This is a genomic window from Bacillus sp. R86525, assembly GCF_042466195.1.
GTDB lineage: Bacteria > Bacillota > Bacilli > Bacillales > Bacillaceae_G > Bacillus_A > Bacillus_A nitratireducens.
The window spans coordinates 83,486-102,763 of sequence record NZ_JAXHPX010000006.1 but is presented as its reverse complement, the minus strand read 5'-3'; the positions used below and the strand labels follow the sequence as shown (position 1 = coordinate 102,763).

At 33.1% G+C, this 19,278-nt stretch carries 14 protein-coding genes and 2 pseudogenes; 3 read left to right on the top strand and 13 right to left on the bottom strand.

The window, feature by feature from the left end:
- Positions 1-135: 135 nt before the first annotated feature.
- A pseudogene (locus SJY24_RS01580) lies at positions 136-270 on the top strand (YdhR family protein); the annotation flags it as partial.
- An 11-nt stretch (positions 271-281) separates the two neighbouring features.
- Positions 282-594: pseudogene (locus tag SJY24_RS01575) on the top strand (IS4 family transposase); the annotation flags it as partial.
- Positions 595-1,487: 893 nt separating this feature from the next.
- Here SJY24_RS01575 and SJY24_RS01570 read toward each other — a convergent pair.
- The 4 genes from SJY24_RS01570 to SJY24_RS01555 form a co-directional block, all read right to left on the bottom strand.
- Positions 1,488-3,116 carry a carbamoyltransferase family protein gene (locus SJY24_RS01570; RefSeq protein WP_377863504.1) on the bottom strand — a complete coding sequence of 543 codons (1,629 nt, stop codon included), beginning with the start codon at positions 3,114-3,116 and terminating at the stop codon, positions 1,488-1,490.
- Between the two features lie 192 nt (positions 3,117-3,308).
- Positions 3,309-4,037, bottom strand: coding sequence for a 4'-phosphopantetheinyl transferase family protein (locus SJY24_RS01565; RefSeq protein ID WP_377863503.1), 729 nt, complete (start codon positions 4,035-4,037; stop codon positions 3,309-3,311).
- A 17-nt stretch (positions 4,038-4,054) separates the two neighbouring features.
- Complete coding sequence (locus tag SJY24_RS01560; RefSeq protein WP_377863502.1) at positions 4,055-5,011, bottom strand: D-2-hydroxyacid dehydrogenase; 957 nt, start codon at positions 5,009-5,011, stop codon at positions 4,055-4,057.
- Between the two features lie 11 nt (positions 5,012-5,022).
- Positions 5,023-6,300 (bottom strand): MFS transporter, encoded by a 1,278-nt coding sequence (locus SJY24_RS01555; RefSeq protein WP_377863501.1) that lies wholly within the window; start codon positions 6,298-6,300, stop codon positions 5,023-5,025.
- A gap of 128 nt (positions 6,301-6,428) precedes the next feature.
- On the opposite strand from SJY24_RS01555, the gene SJY24_RS01550 reads away from it, so the two are divergent.
- Complete coding sequence (locus SJY24_RS01550) at positions 6,429-7,670, top strand: DNA glycosylase AlkZ-like family protein (RefSeq protein ID WP_377863500.1); 1,242 nt, start codon at positions 6,429-6,431, stop codon at positions 7,668-7,670.
- A gap of 419 nt (positions 7,671-8,089) precedes the next feature.
- On the opposite strand, the gene SJY24_RS01545 is transcribed toward SJY24_RS01550, so the two are convergent.
- The 9 genes from SJY24_RS01545 to SJY24_RS01505 all read right to left on the bottom strand — a co-directional run bounded on the left by SJY24_RS01545 (position 8,090) and on the right by SJY24_RS01505 (position 19,266).
- Positions 8,090-8,833 (bottom strand): thioesterase II family protein, encoded by a 744-nt coding sequence (locus SJY24_RS01545; RefSeq protein WP_061529720.1) that lies wholly within the window; start codon positions 8,831-8,833, stop codon positions 8,090-8,092.
- Between the two features lie 28 nt (positions 8,834-8,861).
- Entirely contained in the window at positions 8,862-10,139 is a 1,278-nt protein-coding gene (locus SJY24_RS01540; protein WP_377863499.1) for a cytochrome P450, read from the bottom strand.
- A gap of 14 nt (positions 10,140-10,153) precedes the next feature.
- A complete protein-coding gene (locus SJY24_RS01535; RefSeq protein WP_377863498.1) occupies positions 10,154-12,025 on the bottom strand; it encodes a non-ribosomal peptide synthetase in 1,872 nt (623 codons plus the stop codon).
- Positions 12,026-12,110: 85 nt separating this feature from the next.
- Positions 12,111-12,380, bottom strand: a complete 270-nt coding sequence (locus SJY24_RS01530) for a phosphopantetheine-binding protein (protein WP_061529723.1) — start codon at positions 12,378-12,380, stop codon at positions 12,111-12,113.
- 21 nt (positions 12,381-12,401) lie between these two features.
- Positions 12,402-15,653 (bottom strand): amino acid adenylation domain-containing protein, encoded by a 3,252-nt coding sequence (locus SJY24_RS01525; protein WP_377863497.1) that lies wholly within the window; start codon positions 15,651-15,653, stop codon positions 12,402-12,404.
- A gap of 4 nt (positions 15,654-15,657) precedes the next feature.
- Positions 15,658-16,830 (bottom strand): pyridoxal-phosphate-dependent aminotransferase family protein, encoded by a 1,173-nt coding sequence (locus SJY24_RS01520; protein WP_377863496.1) that lies wholly within the window; start codon positions 16,828-16,830, stop codon positions 15,658-15,660.
- 28 nt (positions 16,831-16,858) lie between these two features.
- Complete coding sequence (gene gntD, locus SJY24_RS01515) at positions 16,859-17,893, bottom strand: guanitoxin biosynthesis L-enduracididine beta-hydroxylase GntD (protein WP_377863495.1); 1,035 nt, start codon at positions 17,891-17,893, stop codon at positions 16,859-16,861.
- Between the two features lie 12 nt (positions 17,894-17,905).
- On the bottom strand, positions 17,906-19,018 hold the full coding sequence (gene vioD, locus SJY24_RS01510) for a capreomycidine synthase (protein WP_377863494.1): 1,113 nt from the start codon (positions 19,016-19,018) through the stop codon (positions 17,906-17,908).
- 47 nt (positions 19,019-19,065) lie between these two features.
- Positions 19,066-19,266 (bottom strand): MbtH family protein, encoded by a 201-nt coding sequence (locus tag SJY24_RS01505; RefSeq protein WP_377863493.1) that lies wholly within the window; start codon positions 19,264-19,266, stop codon positions 19,066-19,068.
- Positions 19,267-19,278 lie beyond the last annotated feature (12 nt).

Sequence of the window (19,278 nt, the reverse complement as noted above, 5' to 3'; positions counted from 1 at the left end):
TGGTACAAAAAATACAGTGAAATCTTCTGTACTAAGGAACTTTTTATCTGGTAGATACCATTTAAGAAATTCTTGTTAAACTTTACATTAAAAGTAGGAATGAGTAAAAAGGGCATATTTATTACAAGTTGATTTCCGTTTAGTGAAGAGATGGAAAAAGAATTTTAAGATTTAGCAAAAATTTTTAATGAAGAAAAAGGGTTCCATAGGAAAATATGGACAAAGAATTATGAGGACAAAGCTGGAGGCATCTATGTATTTGAAGAAAAAAACAAGGGTTTCTGGCTGCTATTTTTATTTGGGTGAGTCAATAGGTTGTAAGTGGTCCATTGGTTCGCTTATATAGTATTCTTCATGTTGCGACAGGGACCTTACTCATCCCTGATTGATTAAATAAATGCTTAAAAACAAAAGTAGTTTTATTTTTACAACATATCTTTTCGTTACTGTTACAATAAAAAGTCTGTGAATAAACAAATATCTTTAGCTCATTTCCTCTTATTCCTAATTAATTAGTATCCATTTCAAATACCAGATATTTTTGAGAATGCACATCCCGTCTCTGGTGAATGTGCCCAAACAGCCGAAATCAAAACATCATCTTGTTACTAATTGTACTTGTACTCTCAGTAATTATTGATAAGAAAAAGGCAGGTAAGTCTTAATATAGGTTTGAAGACATAACAACAGTATATTATAGCTGTTGTTATGTTATTTTGCTTTTTTTAATAATAAAGGGATTTTAGGGAAGTGACGGGACTTCGTATAAGAATTAAATGTAGACTAATGATTGGAGTTTTTGATTTTATATTAATCAATACGGTACGTGAAATTTTATATTAACTTGTTAAAATTCCCCCATAGATCTTACACCTATTAGAGCTACCTAAGGGGATTTAGACTTTCGACCCCACTCTATTTTAACAGGCTTTCGCCATACATTAGAAATATAATGAACCAAAAACTGACGATCATAATAAGAAATTCTTTAAACCTTTGCTGAAAGGAAATACGACATTCTCCCATTCTACATGCCCCCTTTTCTCTACAACTTTTATATGTTAAAATATTGAGGAAAGAAATCTGCCGATTTCTTTCTCAGACGGTCACTCATGACTTTGCTCTTTGTTTGCTTTTACAAATGAAGAGCTTTTATTTTGCATACTTCGTCTCACCATATCAAAAAAAAATTATACTGTAAGAGACATTTATCCATAAAATATATGTTATAAAAGAGGATAAAACTTTATATTATCAATGGCTTCCTCAAGCTTCGGCGCATCCTTGATTATAATGAAAAAGGTAGCACCCCCTACGACTAACCCCACAATATCAAGTAATAAACAACTAATTAAAATTCCATAAATTCAAAAATAACATACGATTCTTCCGACTAAAGAAAGTGTCTTCTAACAAATCATGAATCACATGAATTATTAGAAGACACTTGTGAAAAAAACATTTCTAGAAAGCCAAAAAATAAATTTTTATTTTTTACTTATCAGATATCCATTAATAGCTAAATAATCTATATCAGTACCTAAAAAACATTTTAAAGCGTCATGTGGGCTCTCAACAATAGGTTCACCATTATCATTAAAGGATGTGTTTAAAAGTACTGGGACCCCAGTTAATTTATAATATTGCGACAATAACCCATGTAGTTCAGGGTTTAATATTTTGGATACTGTTTGAACTCGTCCAGTCCCATCTGCATGAGTAACTGCAGGGATTTCTTTTTGTTTTTCTGATAATATTTGAGGTACGAGTAACATATAGTAAGAAGGATGAGCTAATTCAAAATATTCACCTTGTTTCTCTTCTAATACTATAGGAGCAAAAGGCCGAAATGCTTCTCGATGTTTTACTCTAGAATTTAAAGTGTCTTTCATATTCTTTCTTCTTGGATCAACTAAAATACTCCTATTTCCTAATGCACGAGGTCCTATTTCAGACCGTCCGTTAAACCATGCTATTATATGTCCTTCAGTTATTAAACTCGCTACTGTTTCAATATACTCTTTAGGCTTTATAATGTTAATATGACTACCATACGCTTCTAAAGCTCTTATGACCTCATTTTCAGAATATTCTTTACCGAGATATGGAGAAAATGGGTGCAATGATGTTTCACGCGGTTTTTTAGCTAATACATGCTGACCATAAAGAGCTGCACCAATGGCTGTTCCAGCATCTCCACTTGCAGGCTGAACATATATAGCCTTGAAAGGTGTATTCTCTAGTATCTTTTTATTTGCTACACTGTTCAAGGCTACACCACCCGCTAAGCATATATTATTACATCCTGTCATTTCATAAAGAGAATTACAGATTGTTATCATGATTTTTTCCAAATGAAACTGAGCAGCAAAAGCAATATCTGCGGTTGCTTGGAATTTATCATTTGCAGATTGGATTATCCCTCTAATAAATGTAACCATTTCTAATTTTTGCTCATGAGACTGTTTAAAGTTAAAACCAGCTATACTATAAAATCTATTAAACTCAGTAACATAAATATCTCTACCATACGGGGCTAACCCCATTGTTTTTCCTTCTTCTAAAAAGCCGAAACCTATCTCTGCTGTAACTCTGTAATAAAACCTACCGATTGAGTTCTCAAAAAGTGACCAACCTGACACTGGATTCTCGATCCCTTTACCATTAACTTTTCCGATTTCTTGAATTTCAGTTCCCTTTCCATAATATAAAGTTATTGTTTCATGAATATTTTTCGACTCATCTACTAACGTACCAATTCCATCTACAACTAGTATAGCCGCTTCATTGAATGGTGATGTAAAAAAGGTGCTTGCTGCGTGAGTTAAATGGTGATTAACCATTAAAATTTCTTTTCGAAAATCAGGTAAATAATCTGAATTTATTAAATCATTACTTATAATAAGGTCTAAATCTTCAGGTGTTAACGATGCCTCTGTTAGACAATAGTTAATAGCCCTTCTCTCCTTAATCATTGGAGTAACTGTCAAATCACTTTCTAAAGAATACTTTACTCGTGTAAGTCTCTCATCTTCAATAGAGCAAATTAGTTTACCATCTTTTATTACAGTCGCAGAAAAATCATGCTCAGATCCACCGATTCCAAGAATATTCATAATATTATCCTCCAGTTTGTATAGAGATTTTATTTCCTTATTAATTTTTCAGTTACATATATTATAAAAACAACAGTAACTTTCAATTTTTAACGAACGGTATTATTAAACCTAATTATTTTTCTATAAATTTGATATATAATCGTTAGATTTCTATTGGTACATTATTATCATTTATCTATCAAAATAATTTTAAATAAAGCTCCCTTTAGCATTGCATATTTGTTTGAATAGTCTCATAACATTTTGGTATTCAATCAATTTAATTTGTTTTGCAAAAATAGAACTTGTACTGCAAACAGCTAGTTTATAATCCTGGTCAATGTTATATTGAGTAAAGTTATATGGTAGTATATGACCCTTTAAATCAATTACACTTATAGACTCTGTATTCTTCAGAATCGAGAATGAATGTAGTGGAATGGATAATCCCATCCCAATACACTTGATATAACTTTCCTTTAATGTCCATAACTCAAAAAAATAATTCGGGATTTCAGCTTTTTTAAGATTATTTATATATAAATGCTCGTTTGATGAAAAAAAGTCTTTAGTGTACATCTCATAATCCAATTCCTCTTTTATTAATTCAATATCGATTCCCACTGGCTTTCTACCAAATGAACCTACCACCCATTTACCAGAGTGAGAAATATTATATTCCAGTTGAATATTAGAATAAACATACGGCTTTCCAAAAGTATTATATCCAAAAACCAAATCTGAATTATTACATTTCAACATTTGACATAATATAACCCTAATCAAAGCTTGACTAACTAAACCACGGTACTTATCATTTCCTAGTCTATATTTTTCAATTTTTATTCTTTGTTTAGGAGTTATATTATTTAATATCAAACTCGATTCCTCGTAAGACATTTTTTGAGGAATTTTAACAGCAAAGCTTTCAATTATCATTGCTATACACCTGCTATTTAATAATGTTTTTCTAAATCAACTTGATTTATCATCATATTATTTTTATTTCTCGAAAAACAGTGTAGATTATGAACTAGAATTTTAGTTACCCGATTAAAGAAAAATGGAGATGAATCTGATATATGCGGTGTAATCATTACATTATCCAACTCCCACAAAGGATGGTTTTTAGGTAAAGGTTCATTTATAAATACATCAAGAACCGCACCTCTAATTTTTCTTTCTTTAAGTATAAATATCAACGCCTCTTCATTAACAATTTCCCCTCTAGATAAATTTATAAGATATGAAGTTGATTTCATCAAATCTAACTGGTCTTTAGTTATTAAATTTTCAGTTTTTTTAGTCAATGGAATAGTGACGATTACAAAATCTGATGTTGACAACAATTGATCCAATTTATCCATTGAGCCCGTCCAATCAAAATAAGGAATAGGTTTACCTGTAGTATTTATTCCATTAATTATTGTATTAAATGGTTGCAGCTTTTTAGCAATAGTAGATCCAATTGCTCCTGTACCAACAATGCCAATTACCTTCCCTTCTAACTCTTCTGCTAAGAGTGAATTATCCCATCTCCTCTCTTTTTTAAAATTATAGTAATCATAAAAATGTTTTGTTAATTGTAACATTACACCAATTGCGTATTCAGCCATTGGTATTGCATGTACCCCACGTGAATTTGTAACTATTACATTTTTTTGCTTTAATTTATCAAAAGGAAGTGAATCAACACCAGCACTTAAGGTGTGGATCCATTTTATATTTTTAAAATTATTCAATACTTGTTCAGTCATCTCATGTCCAAAGCCTATAATTACCTCCGCTTCCTTTTCAGACATAGAAGCATGTTCTATATCTGAAAAAAATTTAAAATTAATATTTTTAAAAGTACATTCAATTAAGTTTCGACTTCTTTCATCTAACATTGTGCCGAAAACTATTTTATTCATATATACCACCTTTACTCTACAGTTTTAGATAAAACACCATCTTCTTTTATTTTTGATAATTTCGCTTTCTCATATAACCGTTTACTTAGTAGAACAGGAGTAAGTACAAGAACAACAATTCCACTTACAGCCCCCGCAATTAGCATGCCTTTTAACGTAAAAGATGCTAAAAAGACGCCACTTAATCCAAATCCAATAGAATGGGCAGCAGTGATTAGGCTAAACCCTTCTGATTTTCTATCAATTGGTATCTCATCTTCTACTGCCTGAGAACGAACAATCATTAATGGTGCTGTAAAAGTTCCAATTACAATTAATGATGGAATTAACACTACCCATGATTCACTTATATATAAACCTGCACACCCTAACACAAGTGCTGCGAGCATTATACATGCTTGCGAAAATTTAGAAAATCTTAACTTATTTTCAAACGCTGCATAAATAAGCCCACTAATAATACTAAAAACAGCAACAATTCCTATAAGAAGAGCAGCAGTATTAGCGCTCCAACCAAAAGATTGAGCGATCGGAAACGCACCTGTTTCCGCAGTTCCTAAAGCATGACCGAAAGCAATACTAACTAAAACCCAAAATATATAGCGTGGATTTAACCAAAGACGCTTAGGAGCAGCAAATGATTCTGTTACATTAGATTCGTTTTCCAGCTTATTTTCTTCCGAATCACTAGCAAGACTATAGGCTAGAATAGCTGATAGTAAAGATGCAACCACCATGGTTAAGGCTGCACCTGGCTCCCACAATGTCGCTACAAATGCAACAACAAGTGGTGCTGTAACAACAACAACCTCAATAACTGTTGCATCAATAGCTATCGCTGATGGAATTAATTTTTTATGAATAATTCGACTTAGAAGTGTACGAAACCCCCCTGGTGCCCCAGCTAAAAAAGCACCAGAAATCCCCGCTAATACTATTAAATATACTGATGGCAACTTCAAAGAAGTTGCAATAGTTAGACAAATGAACGTTACACTACTACCTATTAACAAAAAAAGCAATCCCTTTGTTACTCCCATTTTATCAACAAGACGCCCGCCTGGAACTGCAAAGAAGGTTAAGCAAATAGTATACGCAGTAACCATTAAACCACCAATGGTGTGTCCTCCCGTCACATAGTATCCAATAATTACAAAAGCAAGTGATGTCATAAGAGATGGTGCTCTCATGAGTTGTATTGCAAGGGACCATTGAATATATTTTTTATTCCGAATTAGTCCCCTCTTTGAAAAATCGTTATCATTTTTTGGGGTTGTTGCAGTTGTCATTACTTCCACTCCTCTTTCGTAAATATAAAAATTTTAATCTCGATTTCGATGTTGACTTCTAATATTATCCATCATAGACTGTATGTGTTAGAATTTATTATTTATTTTTCAAGAAAATAGGGGGAAATATGAATACATACAAATTAGCTGTTGATAAAACTACTATTAAAAGATTCTTACTCCAAAAACAAGGTCTTTGGAATCAATTAGAAATTCAGCCTTCTGCAGATTCAGACACCACACTATCAATTATTCGTAAACTAGAGTGTATACAATTAGACCCAGTTGCAGCAGTTGAAAGAAATCATCATTTAGTCCTTCATGCAAGAAATACCCACTATCAAAACCAACATTTAGAAAATCTACTTTCTACAAGAGAAGTCTTTGAATATGTTGCTAATGCAGCATGCATTATACCTATGGATGATTTTGCGATATTTGAGCCTATAAGAGAGTATTATGGTTCTCATATACATAATTCCACTCAAAACCTTGAACCTGTAATGGAAAAGATTATGACCAGATTACTAAAAGAAGGTCCTCTTCCTTCCCGTTCATTTCAATCAATTACACGTGTAAAAGGATATTGGGACACTACTAAAGCAAGTACAAAGGAAACAACATTAGCGTTAAACATTTTGTTTGATCTTGGTAAAATAACAGTGGCAAATAGAATTGGAAACGAAAAATTTTTTGCTTTGTCTGAAATAAACATCCCCCAAAACCAACTTTTCAAATCTCAAAAAATTGACAATGATGAAGCAAAAGAAGCTTTGATTCAGAAATATATGCGGGCCTATAGAGTATTTGATTTTGAAGACCCACGTTTTGGTTGGTATAAAACAACCGCAAAAGAACGTAAAAATATTTGTAACGTTCTACTGAAAAAGAGAGAGATCCTTCCCTTACAAATAGAAGGAGTCAATAGACAATATTACATATTAAGTCAGGATCAAGAGTGTTTAACAAGTTTAGATTGCAAAAAAAATGCTATCTCTAGTTCAAATTCAATAAAATTTTTACCCCCATTAGATAACCTACTTTGGAGAAGGACACGCCTAGAAGATATTTTTGATTTTAGCTACAAATGGGAAATTTACTTTCCAGCATCGAAGCGTAAATTTGGATATTATGCTATGCCTATTCTATATGGAGACTCTATAATTGGTAGAATTGATCCTAAATATATACGTGACGAAAAAACATTATCTATTCGCTTACTTCAACTAGAAGATCATATAAAAATTAATAAAATGCTCCTTAGATCTCTTGAAGACGGATTGCGAATTTTCAAGAATTTCCATAACGCTAATCATCTCATAATAGAAAAAACACACCCTAAGTCTTTATTAAATGAACTTCATTTATAAAAGGATAAGTGGAATCCCAATTTTAAGATTACGGGTTCCACTTATTTTTTACCTGTTTCCCACAGAAGACTCCTTCCACAATTTGTGTGAAGGTATGCTAGCACCAGGAGTGCGGCTCGAGATGAATGTCAAAATGTTTGCTACCATATCCTTAGACAGATTGCTCTTTGCAAACTTAAGATTTGAAGTTGGTTGCATAAAAATCGTTACTATCATATAATCTTCAACATTCTCATCCCACGCTTGCCGAAGTTGTGAAAGTCAAGTTGAAGTAGGAAGCGTGATGAGTCAATGTACAAGACACTTAAGTTCTCAGCGTAGGAACTACGGAGCAATCCTGCTCAAATCACTAGTAGATACATCATTGTTTACTGGAATCACCACTTAAAAAATCTCGTCAAGGTATTAAGAAAGTTGGTTCAAATTACTAATTTTGATTTAATTAAATTAAATAATTCTTCTGGTCCCTCTAAAAAACTATAATGATTTCCTAAAAGAGTAACAAAATCCGTATCGCCACATTCACTCCAGCCTTTCATATCGTTTGGATTTATCTCAGCATCATCATTCCAACCAACAGCTGTGATTTGGCAATTTAATTTTGTTATATCTATTGGCTTGTACTTTTTATTTGCGTCAACATCCTTCCGTAAAACCCCAAGATTAAGTTCAATTAAATCAGGAATTGGTGCACCCCCCATTTGAATAATGAGATGCTTTAACTCCTCGTACAATTCTACATCTGACATTGTTAAAAATCTCCCCTGTGGACCATCATGCGGGGCCACTTGTGATGAGATAAATAGATGAGAGGGCATTGGCTGCCCATTACGAATCAATTGCAATGCTATTTCATAACAAGGTAATGCAGAGCCACAATGTCCAAAAAACGCAAATGGTCGATCAAGATAAGGCAATAAATTAGGAATTACTTGTTCCGCTAATTCTTCATATGAAGAGTATGATTCCTCTATATAACGATTCTCTCTACCAGGTAATTGCACTGGGCATACTTCTATATCTCCAATAAAATATGGCCATTGGCGATACATACTAGCCCCACAGCCTGAATAAGGAAGACAAAATAACCTTGCTTTACTAGTAGCTGATGGCTCCCTAAGAAACCACTTGTTCATTCTCTTTAATCTGTCAACTCCGTTCATTACGGTCACCCCTCATTTTAATTAAGCATTATATATATTTAAGATCTAGTTTTGAAGTTATATTATTTCTAGTCTTTAAATGTCCTTTAATAGGTAAAGTTTTGAATCCTGCAATAAAATTTGATGCCAAGTGTTCTTCCCTACCAGCAAATTCAAAGGCTTCAAATTGGTTAAATAATTCTTCAAATAAAATTTTAATCGTTTGACGTGCTGCAGGATGTCCAACACAATAGTGAGCACCTTTTCCAAACGCTATATGTGGATTATATTTTCGTCTAATGTCAAATTTAAATGGATCTGTAAAAACGGCTTCATCCCGATTTGCTGACCCTATCCACGCAACTACTGCATCACCTTTTTTAATCTTTGTACCGCGGATATAAACATCTTTTAAAGCATATCTCATAAAATGACTAGCTGGAGATGACCACCGTAATGCTTCTTCCACACCAGTTGCAATTAAATCTGGATTATTTGCCCAATCTTCATAACTGTTTGTTTCAATTAATGTATATAAGGCACCAGATGGAACATGAGGTGTAGTAACATTTGCACCTAATAACAGACTATAGCAGTTGGCTAAAACGGCACCTAAATCCATTGGCTGTCCATCAATTTTTAGTTTAAGAAGAATACCAAGTACTTCATCATCTTCCCATTCCTTCTTTTCATGAATAATATCTTCGAAGTAGGCAAATATCTCTCTATGTGCTTTTTGTAAAGAGGCTTTTGTTCCTTCAGGAAGCTGATATTTTGGGTCATCGGGGGCTATTGCCATAGCTGTCAAATGTGTTAATTTAGGCCAATCACTAGCAGGTAATCCTAAAATGGTACCGGCAACTGCAGTTGAAAGAGACATCATAGCTGAAGCAAAGTCGATCACTTCCCCATTAGCAGCAGGTTCTAGTAATTTACGGATTTCATTACGGATAACATCTGAATATTTTTTTAGTGTACGCGGTTTAAAACCCTGCTGGATTGGTCTTCTCATTTGTGTATGTCTTGGAGGATCTGTAGCAGTCATCTGTCTCTTTCCTGCTGGATCATCAGTACCCAGTAGATTTAATAATGTCCCCCTCTCGGATGTAAATAATGTGTGATCACTTAATACCATAGCGACATCTGCATGTTTTGTAACAGACCAAAATCCTAACCCATCATTAACATTTTGCCAATGTACCGGAGCACGCTCACGCATAGCATGCCATATTAAGTGCACATCACCATGACTATGTAAATATGGATCCGATAAATTAAAATCCTCAATAACTACTCCTACAGAATCGGTAGGTCTGGTTAATCTCATAAAAATTCCCCCTCTTATTTAACGAAATTTTCAAACTCAATGGTTTTTGCCAAACCTTCAATTGTTGGATTTAAATATATATTTCTAGAATGAATAGGAACTTTTTTATCTTCTCTAATTTGTGAGATTAATTGAGCAACAATTAAAGAGTGTCCACCAAGTTCAAAAAAATCATCTTTTACTCCAACTGGCTCAACTTTTAACATTTCACCCCATAAATTTGTTAAGTATAACTCAATTGAATTGGTTGGGGGAATATATTCATTCTCCAAATTTCTAGGCTTTCTTAAAGTTGTAGGTAGTGCATTTCGATCAACCTTCCCATTCATTGTGAGAGGTAAATTTTGAATAATTGAGATTACCCAAGGTACCATATAAAATGGTAATTTCTTCTTCAAGTATACCTGAAGGTTACGTGTTAAAGATATATAATCGCAATTTTTAGTTTTTGGAATAACATATGCTATTAACCGCTTATCATTTTCAATATTCTGAACAACAACTACGGCATCCATTACTTCATCATGTTCTTTTAATGTCATTTCAATTTCATTAGTCTCTACTCGATAGCCGTTTATTTTAACTTGTTGATCTTTTCTGCCTATAAAATCAATAGTACCATCATTATTCCATCTCGCTTGGTCGCCGGTATAATACATTCTCTCTCCGTAATTTTCAGAGAAAGGATTCGGTATAAATTTACCCGCAGTCTCTCTCGATCTTCCCAAATAACATCTCGCTAGTCCTTCTCCTCCAGTATATAGGTCTCCAATTTCCCCAATTGTAACTGGTGATAAATTAGAATTAAGAATATAGACTGTAGTACCATTAATAGGCTTTCCAATTGGTATATTACCCTGAATGCTTTTCTTATTATTTACTGACCAAGTAGTAGTAAAGGTTGTATTCTCCGTAGGACCGTAACCATTCGTAAATATAATATCCGAATTGGTATCAAGTAATTGATTCACATGTCTAGCAGAAATCACATCCCCACCTGCTAAAACATGTTTAATATCTTTAAAAATACTAATATTAGTATCTATCATTAAATGAAATAACCCGGATGTTAACCATAATGTATTAATTGAGTCACGTTCAATTATTGTTTGAATTTCCTCAGAAGTGACTTCTTGATGTGAGTAAATAACCAACTTTCCACCATTAGTCAACGTTCCCCATATTTCTAAAGTAGATGCATCAAAAGCAATTGGTGCCAATTGTAAAAATACTGTATCTGATCCTAGTAATAAAGATTCTTCACCTTTAACTAGTCTTGTAATTGATTGATGCGTTATACATACACCTTTTGGTTTACCAGTAGTACCAGAAGTATAACTAATATAAGCAAGATTGCTCGGAGTTATAGAACGTTTTGTAGATATTAGCTTTTTCGAACGAATCCTTTCCAAATCGACATCAATATTTATAGTCGAAATGTCTTCTCTTATACCATCTAACTTATTCAAGTGGTTTCCGGTAGTAATAATAATACTCGGATTCGCATCTTTAATAATATAATCTAACCTTATCGTTGGAATATCCGGTTCTATCGCTAAGTAACATCCTCCAGCTTTTAAAATTGAGAGAATTGAAACAATTGTTTCAATTGATCTGTGGGTAAGCACAGCAATTACCGTTTCTGGTCCACTCCCTCTATCAATTAGGTCTTGTGCAAAACTATCTGTAATTATGTCTAATTCATAATAAGTAAGGCTTTTTCCATTACAAGTTAACGCTATTGACTTTGGTGCTTTTAATACCTGTTCCTTAAATAGCTCATGTACACATTTTTGTGGAGTACGGGAATTTACTAATCCGTTCCACGCTTGATCTAGAAACAAATTATAGTTAGACTCATCAGAAATTCTATTTGTCCTATTCATCATTGACCCTCCTTTTTATTATATTGTGCATTTTTATTAGGCTTACTTGTCTATCACATTTATTTACCGTTAACTCATTCTTTTTTCATTTTTTTATTTCATTACTATCTACATTCTCTATTTCCGCTCGCAATTGATAAATTCTTTCGGCTAAACTTTCAATACTAGAATTGTCAAAAAAAGTAAGTAATGAAATATTTACTTTAAATGTTTCTCTCATCTTAGTTACAAGTTGAGCTGCCATTAGTGAATGACCACCCAGATCAAAAAAATCCTCTTGTGTTGATATTTCATTTTTTTTAAACGCCTCTAACCACATGTCTTTGACAATATCTTCAATATTCCGATAATCCAAACTAATTCCCCCTTTATTATTTCAATTCAATAACAACTCATTAATATAACTTTCGGGATTCTTTATAATGACTTCAAGAATATGTGAAAATCGATTTATCATCAGATATACTCGTTCTTTAGATATTAAATCCGAGTTATAATTTACGTTTAAATAAAGACCATCTTTTCTCTGTTTTAGCATCCAAGTTAAATCGAATTTAGAAAATCCTGTATCCACATCATCAAATTCATAAATATTCAAACCTTTAAAGGAAACATTTTCGAGTGGGTCTTCTTCCAGCAATAAGTCAACTTGAAATAGTGGATTTTTCCCTTTTTTACGCTTCGGCTTCACTTTTTGAATAATAATATCCAACGGTACTTCCTGATATTTATATCCATCTAGTGCAGTTTGATTCACTTGTTTAAGAAATTCACTAAACTTCATTTCTTCTTTAATTTCACTTCTTAGAATTATTGTGTTAACAAAATATCCAATTAATTGATCAAACTGTTTCACAATTCTACCCCCGGCAGTTGGAACACCCACCGACAAATCTGATTGTTTTGTGTAGCCATACAACAAAATTTTAAAGGCAGATAACAAAATTATATACATGGTTGTTTTGGATTCCTTTGAGTATTTTTTAATTTCATTCTGCAAGTCATACCCTAAATTATATCTAATAGTTTTCCCAGTATAACTTAATTGATTACTATTCTCTTTTCGATCACCCAAATTTAAGTAGTGGTCCGAACCACGAAGTTTAGAATCCCAATATGCAATTCCAGATTTCATCTTTTTGTTTTGTAAACTTTCCTTTTGCCATAAGGCATAGTCAAAATAGTTATACTCTAAATCTGGTAAAACTACATTTTGTTGTTCGAGAATAGCTGTATAATAGATACCCAGTTCTTTCATAAATATGTCAAGTGACCAGCCATCAAATATAATGTGATGGACATTAAACATGATAATATGTTCAAATTCAGCTGTTTTTATTACATATGTCCTCAGTAATGGTCCAGATTTCAAATCAAATGTTCTTCCAGCTTCAAGTTCCATATACTTTTCTAGTTCAATTTGTAAATCAGGTCCCTGTAAATTCGTCAAATCTATAATGTTTAGTGGGATGGACATACTTTTGTTCACAATCATTACTACTTGTTCATTAATCAAATCAAATGTACTTCTAAGAGGAGGATGCCTGTTTACCACTTTATTGAGAGCTTTTTTTAAAACTCCCACATTTAAATTCCCTGAAACTTTAAACTTCCATGGTACATTATATAATGCTTTACCAGATAAGAATTGATGCATAAACCATATTCCATTTTGAGAAATCGAAGTTAAGAACGCTTCTGTTCCCCCCGTTTGACTTTCCAATAGTGTTTGGTTTAATTTTCTTCTCTCCTTAATTTCTTCTATATTTAAATTATTTTCTCCCATTCTTCTCTTACTATTTGTAAGGATGTCGGCTAAATTACTAATGGTTCTACTTTTTAGGATTTGATCAGGATGGATATCTATCTTAAACCTATCCCTTATTCTTGCTACGATTCGGAGTGCAAGAAGAGAGTGGCCTCCTAAATCGAAAAAATCATCTGTGCAACCTATATTTTTAATGCCAAATACTGATTGCCAAATTGAAAGTAACTCTCCTTCATCAAAATTTTTGGGAGCAACATATTGAGAAAGATGTTTTTCTTCTGTATCACTCATTCTTTTTAATACCGCTCGATCAATTTTTCCATGTAATGTTAATGGTATTTCCTCTATATATATTAAAGAGGATGGAATCATATATGGAGGTATTTGAGTAAGAAGATAGTCTCTCCATTCACTTATTGATAAAAATTCATTACTACTTGAAACCATATAAGCTGTTAATACTGTATCCCCTTGCTTATTGTTCAGCCCAATTACAACTGATTTTTTAATACTCGTGTGACTTTCTAGTACTTTTTCAATCTCAGCTGGTTCAACGCGATAGCCTCGGATTTTTAATTGATTATCTATACGTCCAATAAAATCAACATCCCCATCCGGAAGATATCTACCTAAATCACCAGTTTCATACATTCTATCTCCATATACCCCAGAATAAGGATTAGGTATGAACTTTTCAGCTGTTAAGCTAGGTTTATTCACATAATAGGATGCTAGTGAATCTCCACTAATATATATATTTCCAATCTCTCCTGTAGAAACTGTTTCAAGATGTTCGTCTAATATATAAACATTAGTGTTTGCAATCGGCTTTCCTATTGGCAATCTCCATTCACTATTACTATTTAGGGAAAGCAGGCTATCATCCTTAGGCTCACAATGATAATACGTAGCTGTAGCTGCTGATTCTGTTGGGCCATATACATGTATCAATTTAATGTTTTGTTGACACCATTTTTGATACTTTTTGTATAAAAGACGTTCTCCTCCAGTTATTAACAACCTAAGTGAGGATGGTAAACAGATACTGTTATCATCTATATATTCAACGAGTTCATGCCATAAAGGTGTGACTAATTCACAAACAGATACCTTTTGATTATTTAAACTTTTTAATAATTCACTTATGGAAGGGGGTGAGCTGTTTGTGATTTGAAAAATGATGGTACTCCCAGTTAATAAAGCTGGATATAATTCCTCTAGTGCCGCAGAAAAACTAACAGATGCTACTTGTAAAAAGCGATCGCTCGGTAATAACTGGAAATGATTTGATGCTGTTTCAGCTAAATTTAATATACTTTGATGAGATAATAGTATTCCTTTTGGTTGTCCTGTAGATCCAGAAGTGTATATAATACAAGCACCCTCATTTTGATTTAAGTTTTCTTGAATTACATTCACTTTTTCTTTAGTTTCAAACAAACTTGAGTCTATCTCAATAATTTTTACTTTTCCCCCATGGAAACGTGAGGCAAGGTCAGAAGTAGTAATAATTATTTCTGATCCAGAGTCCTTAAGCATATAGGATACCCTTTCCAGTGGATAATGATGATCCACTGGAATATATACGCCTCCAGCCTTTAAGACACCAATAATTGATATTACATAATTTCTAGATTGTGGCAAATAAATTAACACTCGAGATCCGGTAACTACTCCATTGTCTTTAAGAATCTTAGCCATTTGATTTGCTAAACTATATAATTCTTCATAATTTATTTCACCACCACTATCAACAATTGCTATTTTATTACTGTATTTCATAGCAATGTGATCGAATAGGGTATGGATAGTTCTGTGAGTCTGATTTGGTAAAGAAATACCATTTTTATATTTATTCATCTTTTCACCCTTTTGACATCATAGTAATTGTGGATATATTAGCAAATACTTGTTGAACTTTCTTTATTGCTTCTCCAAGAATTACACTAGAATCGTATTCTACCAATAATGCTTCAATCGCCGAAATTGTAGCAATAATTTCAAACGGGTCCATATAACCACAATGACCAATTCTTATGATTTTATCCTTGTATACACCTGCACCATCTGTTATCTGAATACCAAAACGTCTGGATAAATCTTCAACAAAATCCTCTGCACTTAAGCCTCCTGGTAAAAATGCAGCTGTAACTGCCGAACAAACTTCCTCTGTTTCAATAAGTAACTTTAAGCCCAAAGCCTTCATACCTTCTCTAGTAGCTTTACTCAATACTGCATGTCTATTGTAGACATTTTCAAGTCCCTCATTAAGGATCATTGTTGTGGCCATATCCAACTGAAATATTAAACTAATAGCTGGCGTAAATGGGGTATGCGGATATTTTTCTTGGCTAAATTTTTTTGATTTTCCCCAATCAAAATAAAACCTTGGTAAAGTTGCAGACCGGTGTGCTTGCCATGCCCTTTCACTTACACTAACAAATGAGATCCCAGGTGGAGTCATTAAAGCTTTTTGGCTTCCAGACACCACAACATCTATGTTCCATTGATCTGTTTTTATCTCACTTACGCCTACACCAGATGCAGCATCTACAATAGTTAAGGTTCCTTTAGCTATTTCTGATAACCTCTCAATATCATTCATCATTCCTGTCGAAGTTTCACAAAAGACACAAATAGTAGCAATTATATCTTGATTAAGAGATAACTTATTCGCCACCGCTGTAAAATCTATTTCTTGTCCAAAGCCACATTTAATTTCTTCCACTATAACCCCATAAGCTTTACATATTTCTATCCATCTTTCTGCAAAAAAACCATTGTTAATAATAAGAACTCTGTCCCCGGAAGAAAACAAATTTTGTATTGTACTTTCACAAGCTCCGGTAATACTTGAAGAAAAAATTAAGATGTCGTTATTTGTGTTAAGAATTTCTTTTAAATTATTTAACAATCGAGAAAATAAAATACCAAATTCCGGGGTGCGCTCATCAATCATTGGTTGCATACCAGCATGAATGACTTCATTCGGGATTGGAGTCGGACCTGGGACCATTAATCTTTTTTTATATAACATCATCTTCCCCCTACGTTTAAAAAGTTTTTTAAAAAATCACTCTATTCTCTGGACTTATTCGAAAATCTCTAGATTTTCGAATATCTCTTGTAATGTTTAATCTTTTAAGCCAGCGATCAGTTCCATCAAATTTAGCCTTAAATGGGTTTCTACCATGTACAACTTTATAATTATCTAAAAATATAATTTCTCCGGGTTGAATAGAATAGCCAGCGATTTTTTCATCAACTTGCTTCACTATTTCGTTAAAAGCATTATTCGCATCTATGTCATCCAATACATCATCCATAAAATATGGATCCAGCCTTAAATATGGATTTTTAGGATCACCAAAGAGAATTGAAACCTTTTCCGGTGATGTATTCAGTTTGTTTATTCTATCGTAACTACGTCTTAATACCTCTTCAGATACAGGTATTTCTTTACGTATTTCTCCCCTATTTTTTTCGAGATGAGATTCATCTGGTCGAATAACATATTTTCTCTCAAATAATTTTTCTTTTGTTACTTCATCCAATTCTAAATTGTCAATTGATGCATAAGTTGTTTCAACATTATCTGGATTTCGTAAACACATTAAACCTAGGTAATCAGTCCGATATGGATGGAAAGCATCCTCTGTATGCCAAGTTAATAGTACTTCACTACCAGCACCAAGTTGCTCTAATTCATATCCTTTTACAGGCAAGATATCATGCATTACATAGCCTTCTTGTTGAGTAGCCCATGCGATAGGATCCGCTAACAGGCATGAGCATAAATAAAAATAGATATCCTGTTGGATTGTAGGTGATTTATCTGGTTTATTCTCCCAATGAGATGGTGTTTTTCCAAGCTCTATATCGTTTATTGGGAATCCTTTTATAAGAAAGATTCCTTTACCAGTCTCTAATAATCTAAATCTATTCACCTCACTCCGTAATCTTCTAGGAAGTTCTTGTGCATAAATACTAGCTTCCAATAAAAAATCTTCATCTTCAACAGATTGATATTTTGAAGAAAGATCGTCCACAATCTTCATTATTGATTTAATTTCTTCACTAGTTAACTCTATACTATGCATACAATTTCACCTCTATATATTATTTTTAAGACATTGTTCTAAGCTGGAAAGCCCCAGATGTAATTCCCTAGCGGTACAACCAAATCCAAGCCTTACCCTTTGTGGATTCCCAAAACAAGTTCCTGGTACTAATAAAACATTATATTTTTTTCCTAATTCATGGCACAATTGTTCTACATCAATGTATGATTTAATTTTCGGAAATACAGTTACTCCTCCACCCGGCGGATTAAATTCAATATATTTCTCGTTTTCATTCATCCAGTTGGATAAATATGCTAAATTTTGTTTTACTTCATTTAATCTACTATGAAGTAAAGTATCAATATTTCTAACTGTCTTAAGCGATACATATTCCACTAATGGCGATAAATGTAAAGTCATTCTATCCCGTAATGGAATAAATTTTTCCAGTATTTCTGGAGCAGCTATACACCAACCAAATCTCAAACCCGGGAGTCCATAGCATTTAGAAAATGTTCCGGTTGAAATCGCTTTTTTATAGTACTTTGTTGGATCTTCTAATGGCTCTGTATCATATACAAGATCAGTGAATGCTCCATCCCATAGTAGAAACACATCAAACTCAGAAGCAAGTTCTATAATTTTCATTAATTCTTTATTTGTGATAGTAGTACCAGTTGGATTATGCGGAAAATTCAGAATCAACATTTTAGTATTTTGTTTCATTAGCTTTTTTAATTCATCTATGTCTGCTTTAAATCCGTTCTCCTCCCGAAGATACCATCTTGTTAGCTGACATCCAATTTGCGTTGAAATAGATTCTACGGAATGATAACAAGGATCTAAAATAATTACATGATCACCAGCATTAAGTAAAGAATTTAAAGCTAAGTATAAACCTTCACTAGATCCATGTGTCACCATTACAGAGTTTGGATTACCGTTACTCCATCTTTCACTAATTTCATATCTTAATAGTTGGTGACCATATGATGTGCTATCCATTAGCTTTATTTCATCCAATTCATCCGTGTGAATCTGTAATTTTTCTCTGAGTTCACCAAATGACCATGGATAAACACCACTACTTCCGATATCAATTTTTGCATCATAGTAATATTTCCTCATCCATTCTTCTAGTAATGCTGGACTATATATCATCTTTCTCCTCCTTTATGCTACTTATTACTAGTAATCTGTTTCTTGCATTAGTTATTTACCCTACTTCTGTCTCTTAGACTGAGTGGGCGCATGTCAGTCCATTCTTTTTCAATGAAATCTAAACATTCTTCCTTTTCCCCCGAAAATCCAACTTCTTCCCATCCTAACGGTAGTTCTTTTTCTTTCCTCCAAATTGAATATTGCATCTCATGATTTACTACCACTGTATAAATTGTTACTTTTTCCATCATAATAACCCC

What these genes read in the sequence shown, in the direction of transcription:
- SJY24_RS01570 (WP_377863504.1), bottom strand. Translation starts at nt 3,116, where the DNA reads ATGAATATTCTTGGAATCGGTGGATCTGAGCATGATTTTTCTGCGACT.
- SJY24_RS01565 (WP_377863503.1), bottom strand. Translation starts at nt 4,037, where the DNA reads ATGATAATTGAAAGCTTTGCTGTTAAAATTCCTCAAAAAATGTCTTAC.
- SJY24_RS01560 (WP_377863502.1), bottom strand. Translation starts at nt 5,011, where the DNA reads ATGAATAAAATAGTTTTCGGCACAATGTTAGATGAAAGAAGTCGAAAC.
- SJY24_RS01555 (WP_377863501.1), bottom strand. Translation starts at nt 6,300, where the DNA reads ATGACAACTGCAACAACCCCAAAAAATGATAACGATTTTTCAAAGAGG.
- SJY24_RS01550 (WP_377863500.1), top strand. Translation starts at nt 6,429, where the DNA reads ATGAATACATACAAATTAGCTGTTGATAAAACTACTATTAAAAGATTC.
- SJY24_RS01545 (WP_061529720.1), bottom strand. Translation starts at nt 8,833, where the DNA reads ATGAACGGAGTTGACAGATTAAAGAGAATGAACAAGTGGTTTCTTAGG.
- SJY24_RS01540 (WP_377863499.1), bottom strand. Translation starts at nt 10,139, where the DNA reads ATGAGATTAACCAGACCTACCGATTCTGTAGGAGTAGTTATTGAGGAT.
- SJY24_RS01535 (WP_377863498.1), bottom strand. Translation starts at nt 12,025, where the DNA reads ATGAATAGGACAAATAGAATTTCTGATGAGTCTAACTATAATTTGTTT.
- SJY24_RS01525 (WP_377863497.1), bottom strand. Translation starts at nt 15,653, where the DNA reads ATGAATAAATATAAAAATGGTATTTCTTTACCAAATCAGACTCACAGA.
- SJY24_RS01520 (WP_377863496.1), bottom strand. Translation starts at nt 16,830, where the DNA reads ATGTTATATAAAAAAAGATTAATGGTCCCAGGTCCGACTCCAATCCCG.
- gntD (WP_377863495.1), bottom strand. Translation starts at nt 17,893, where the DNA reads ATGCATAGTATAGAGTTAACTAGTGAAGAAATTAAATCAATAATGAAG.
- vioD (WP_377863494.1), bottom strand. Translation starts at nt 19,018, where the DNA reads ATGATATATAGTCCAGCATTACTAGAAGAATGGATGAGGAAATATTAC.
- SJY24_RS01505 (WP_377863493.1), bottom strand. Translation starts at nt 19,266, where the DNA reads ATGGAAAAAGTAACAATTTATACAGTGGTAGTAAATCATGAGATGCAA.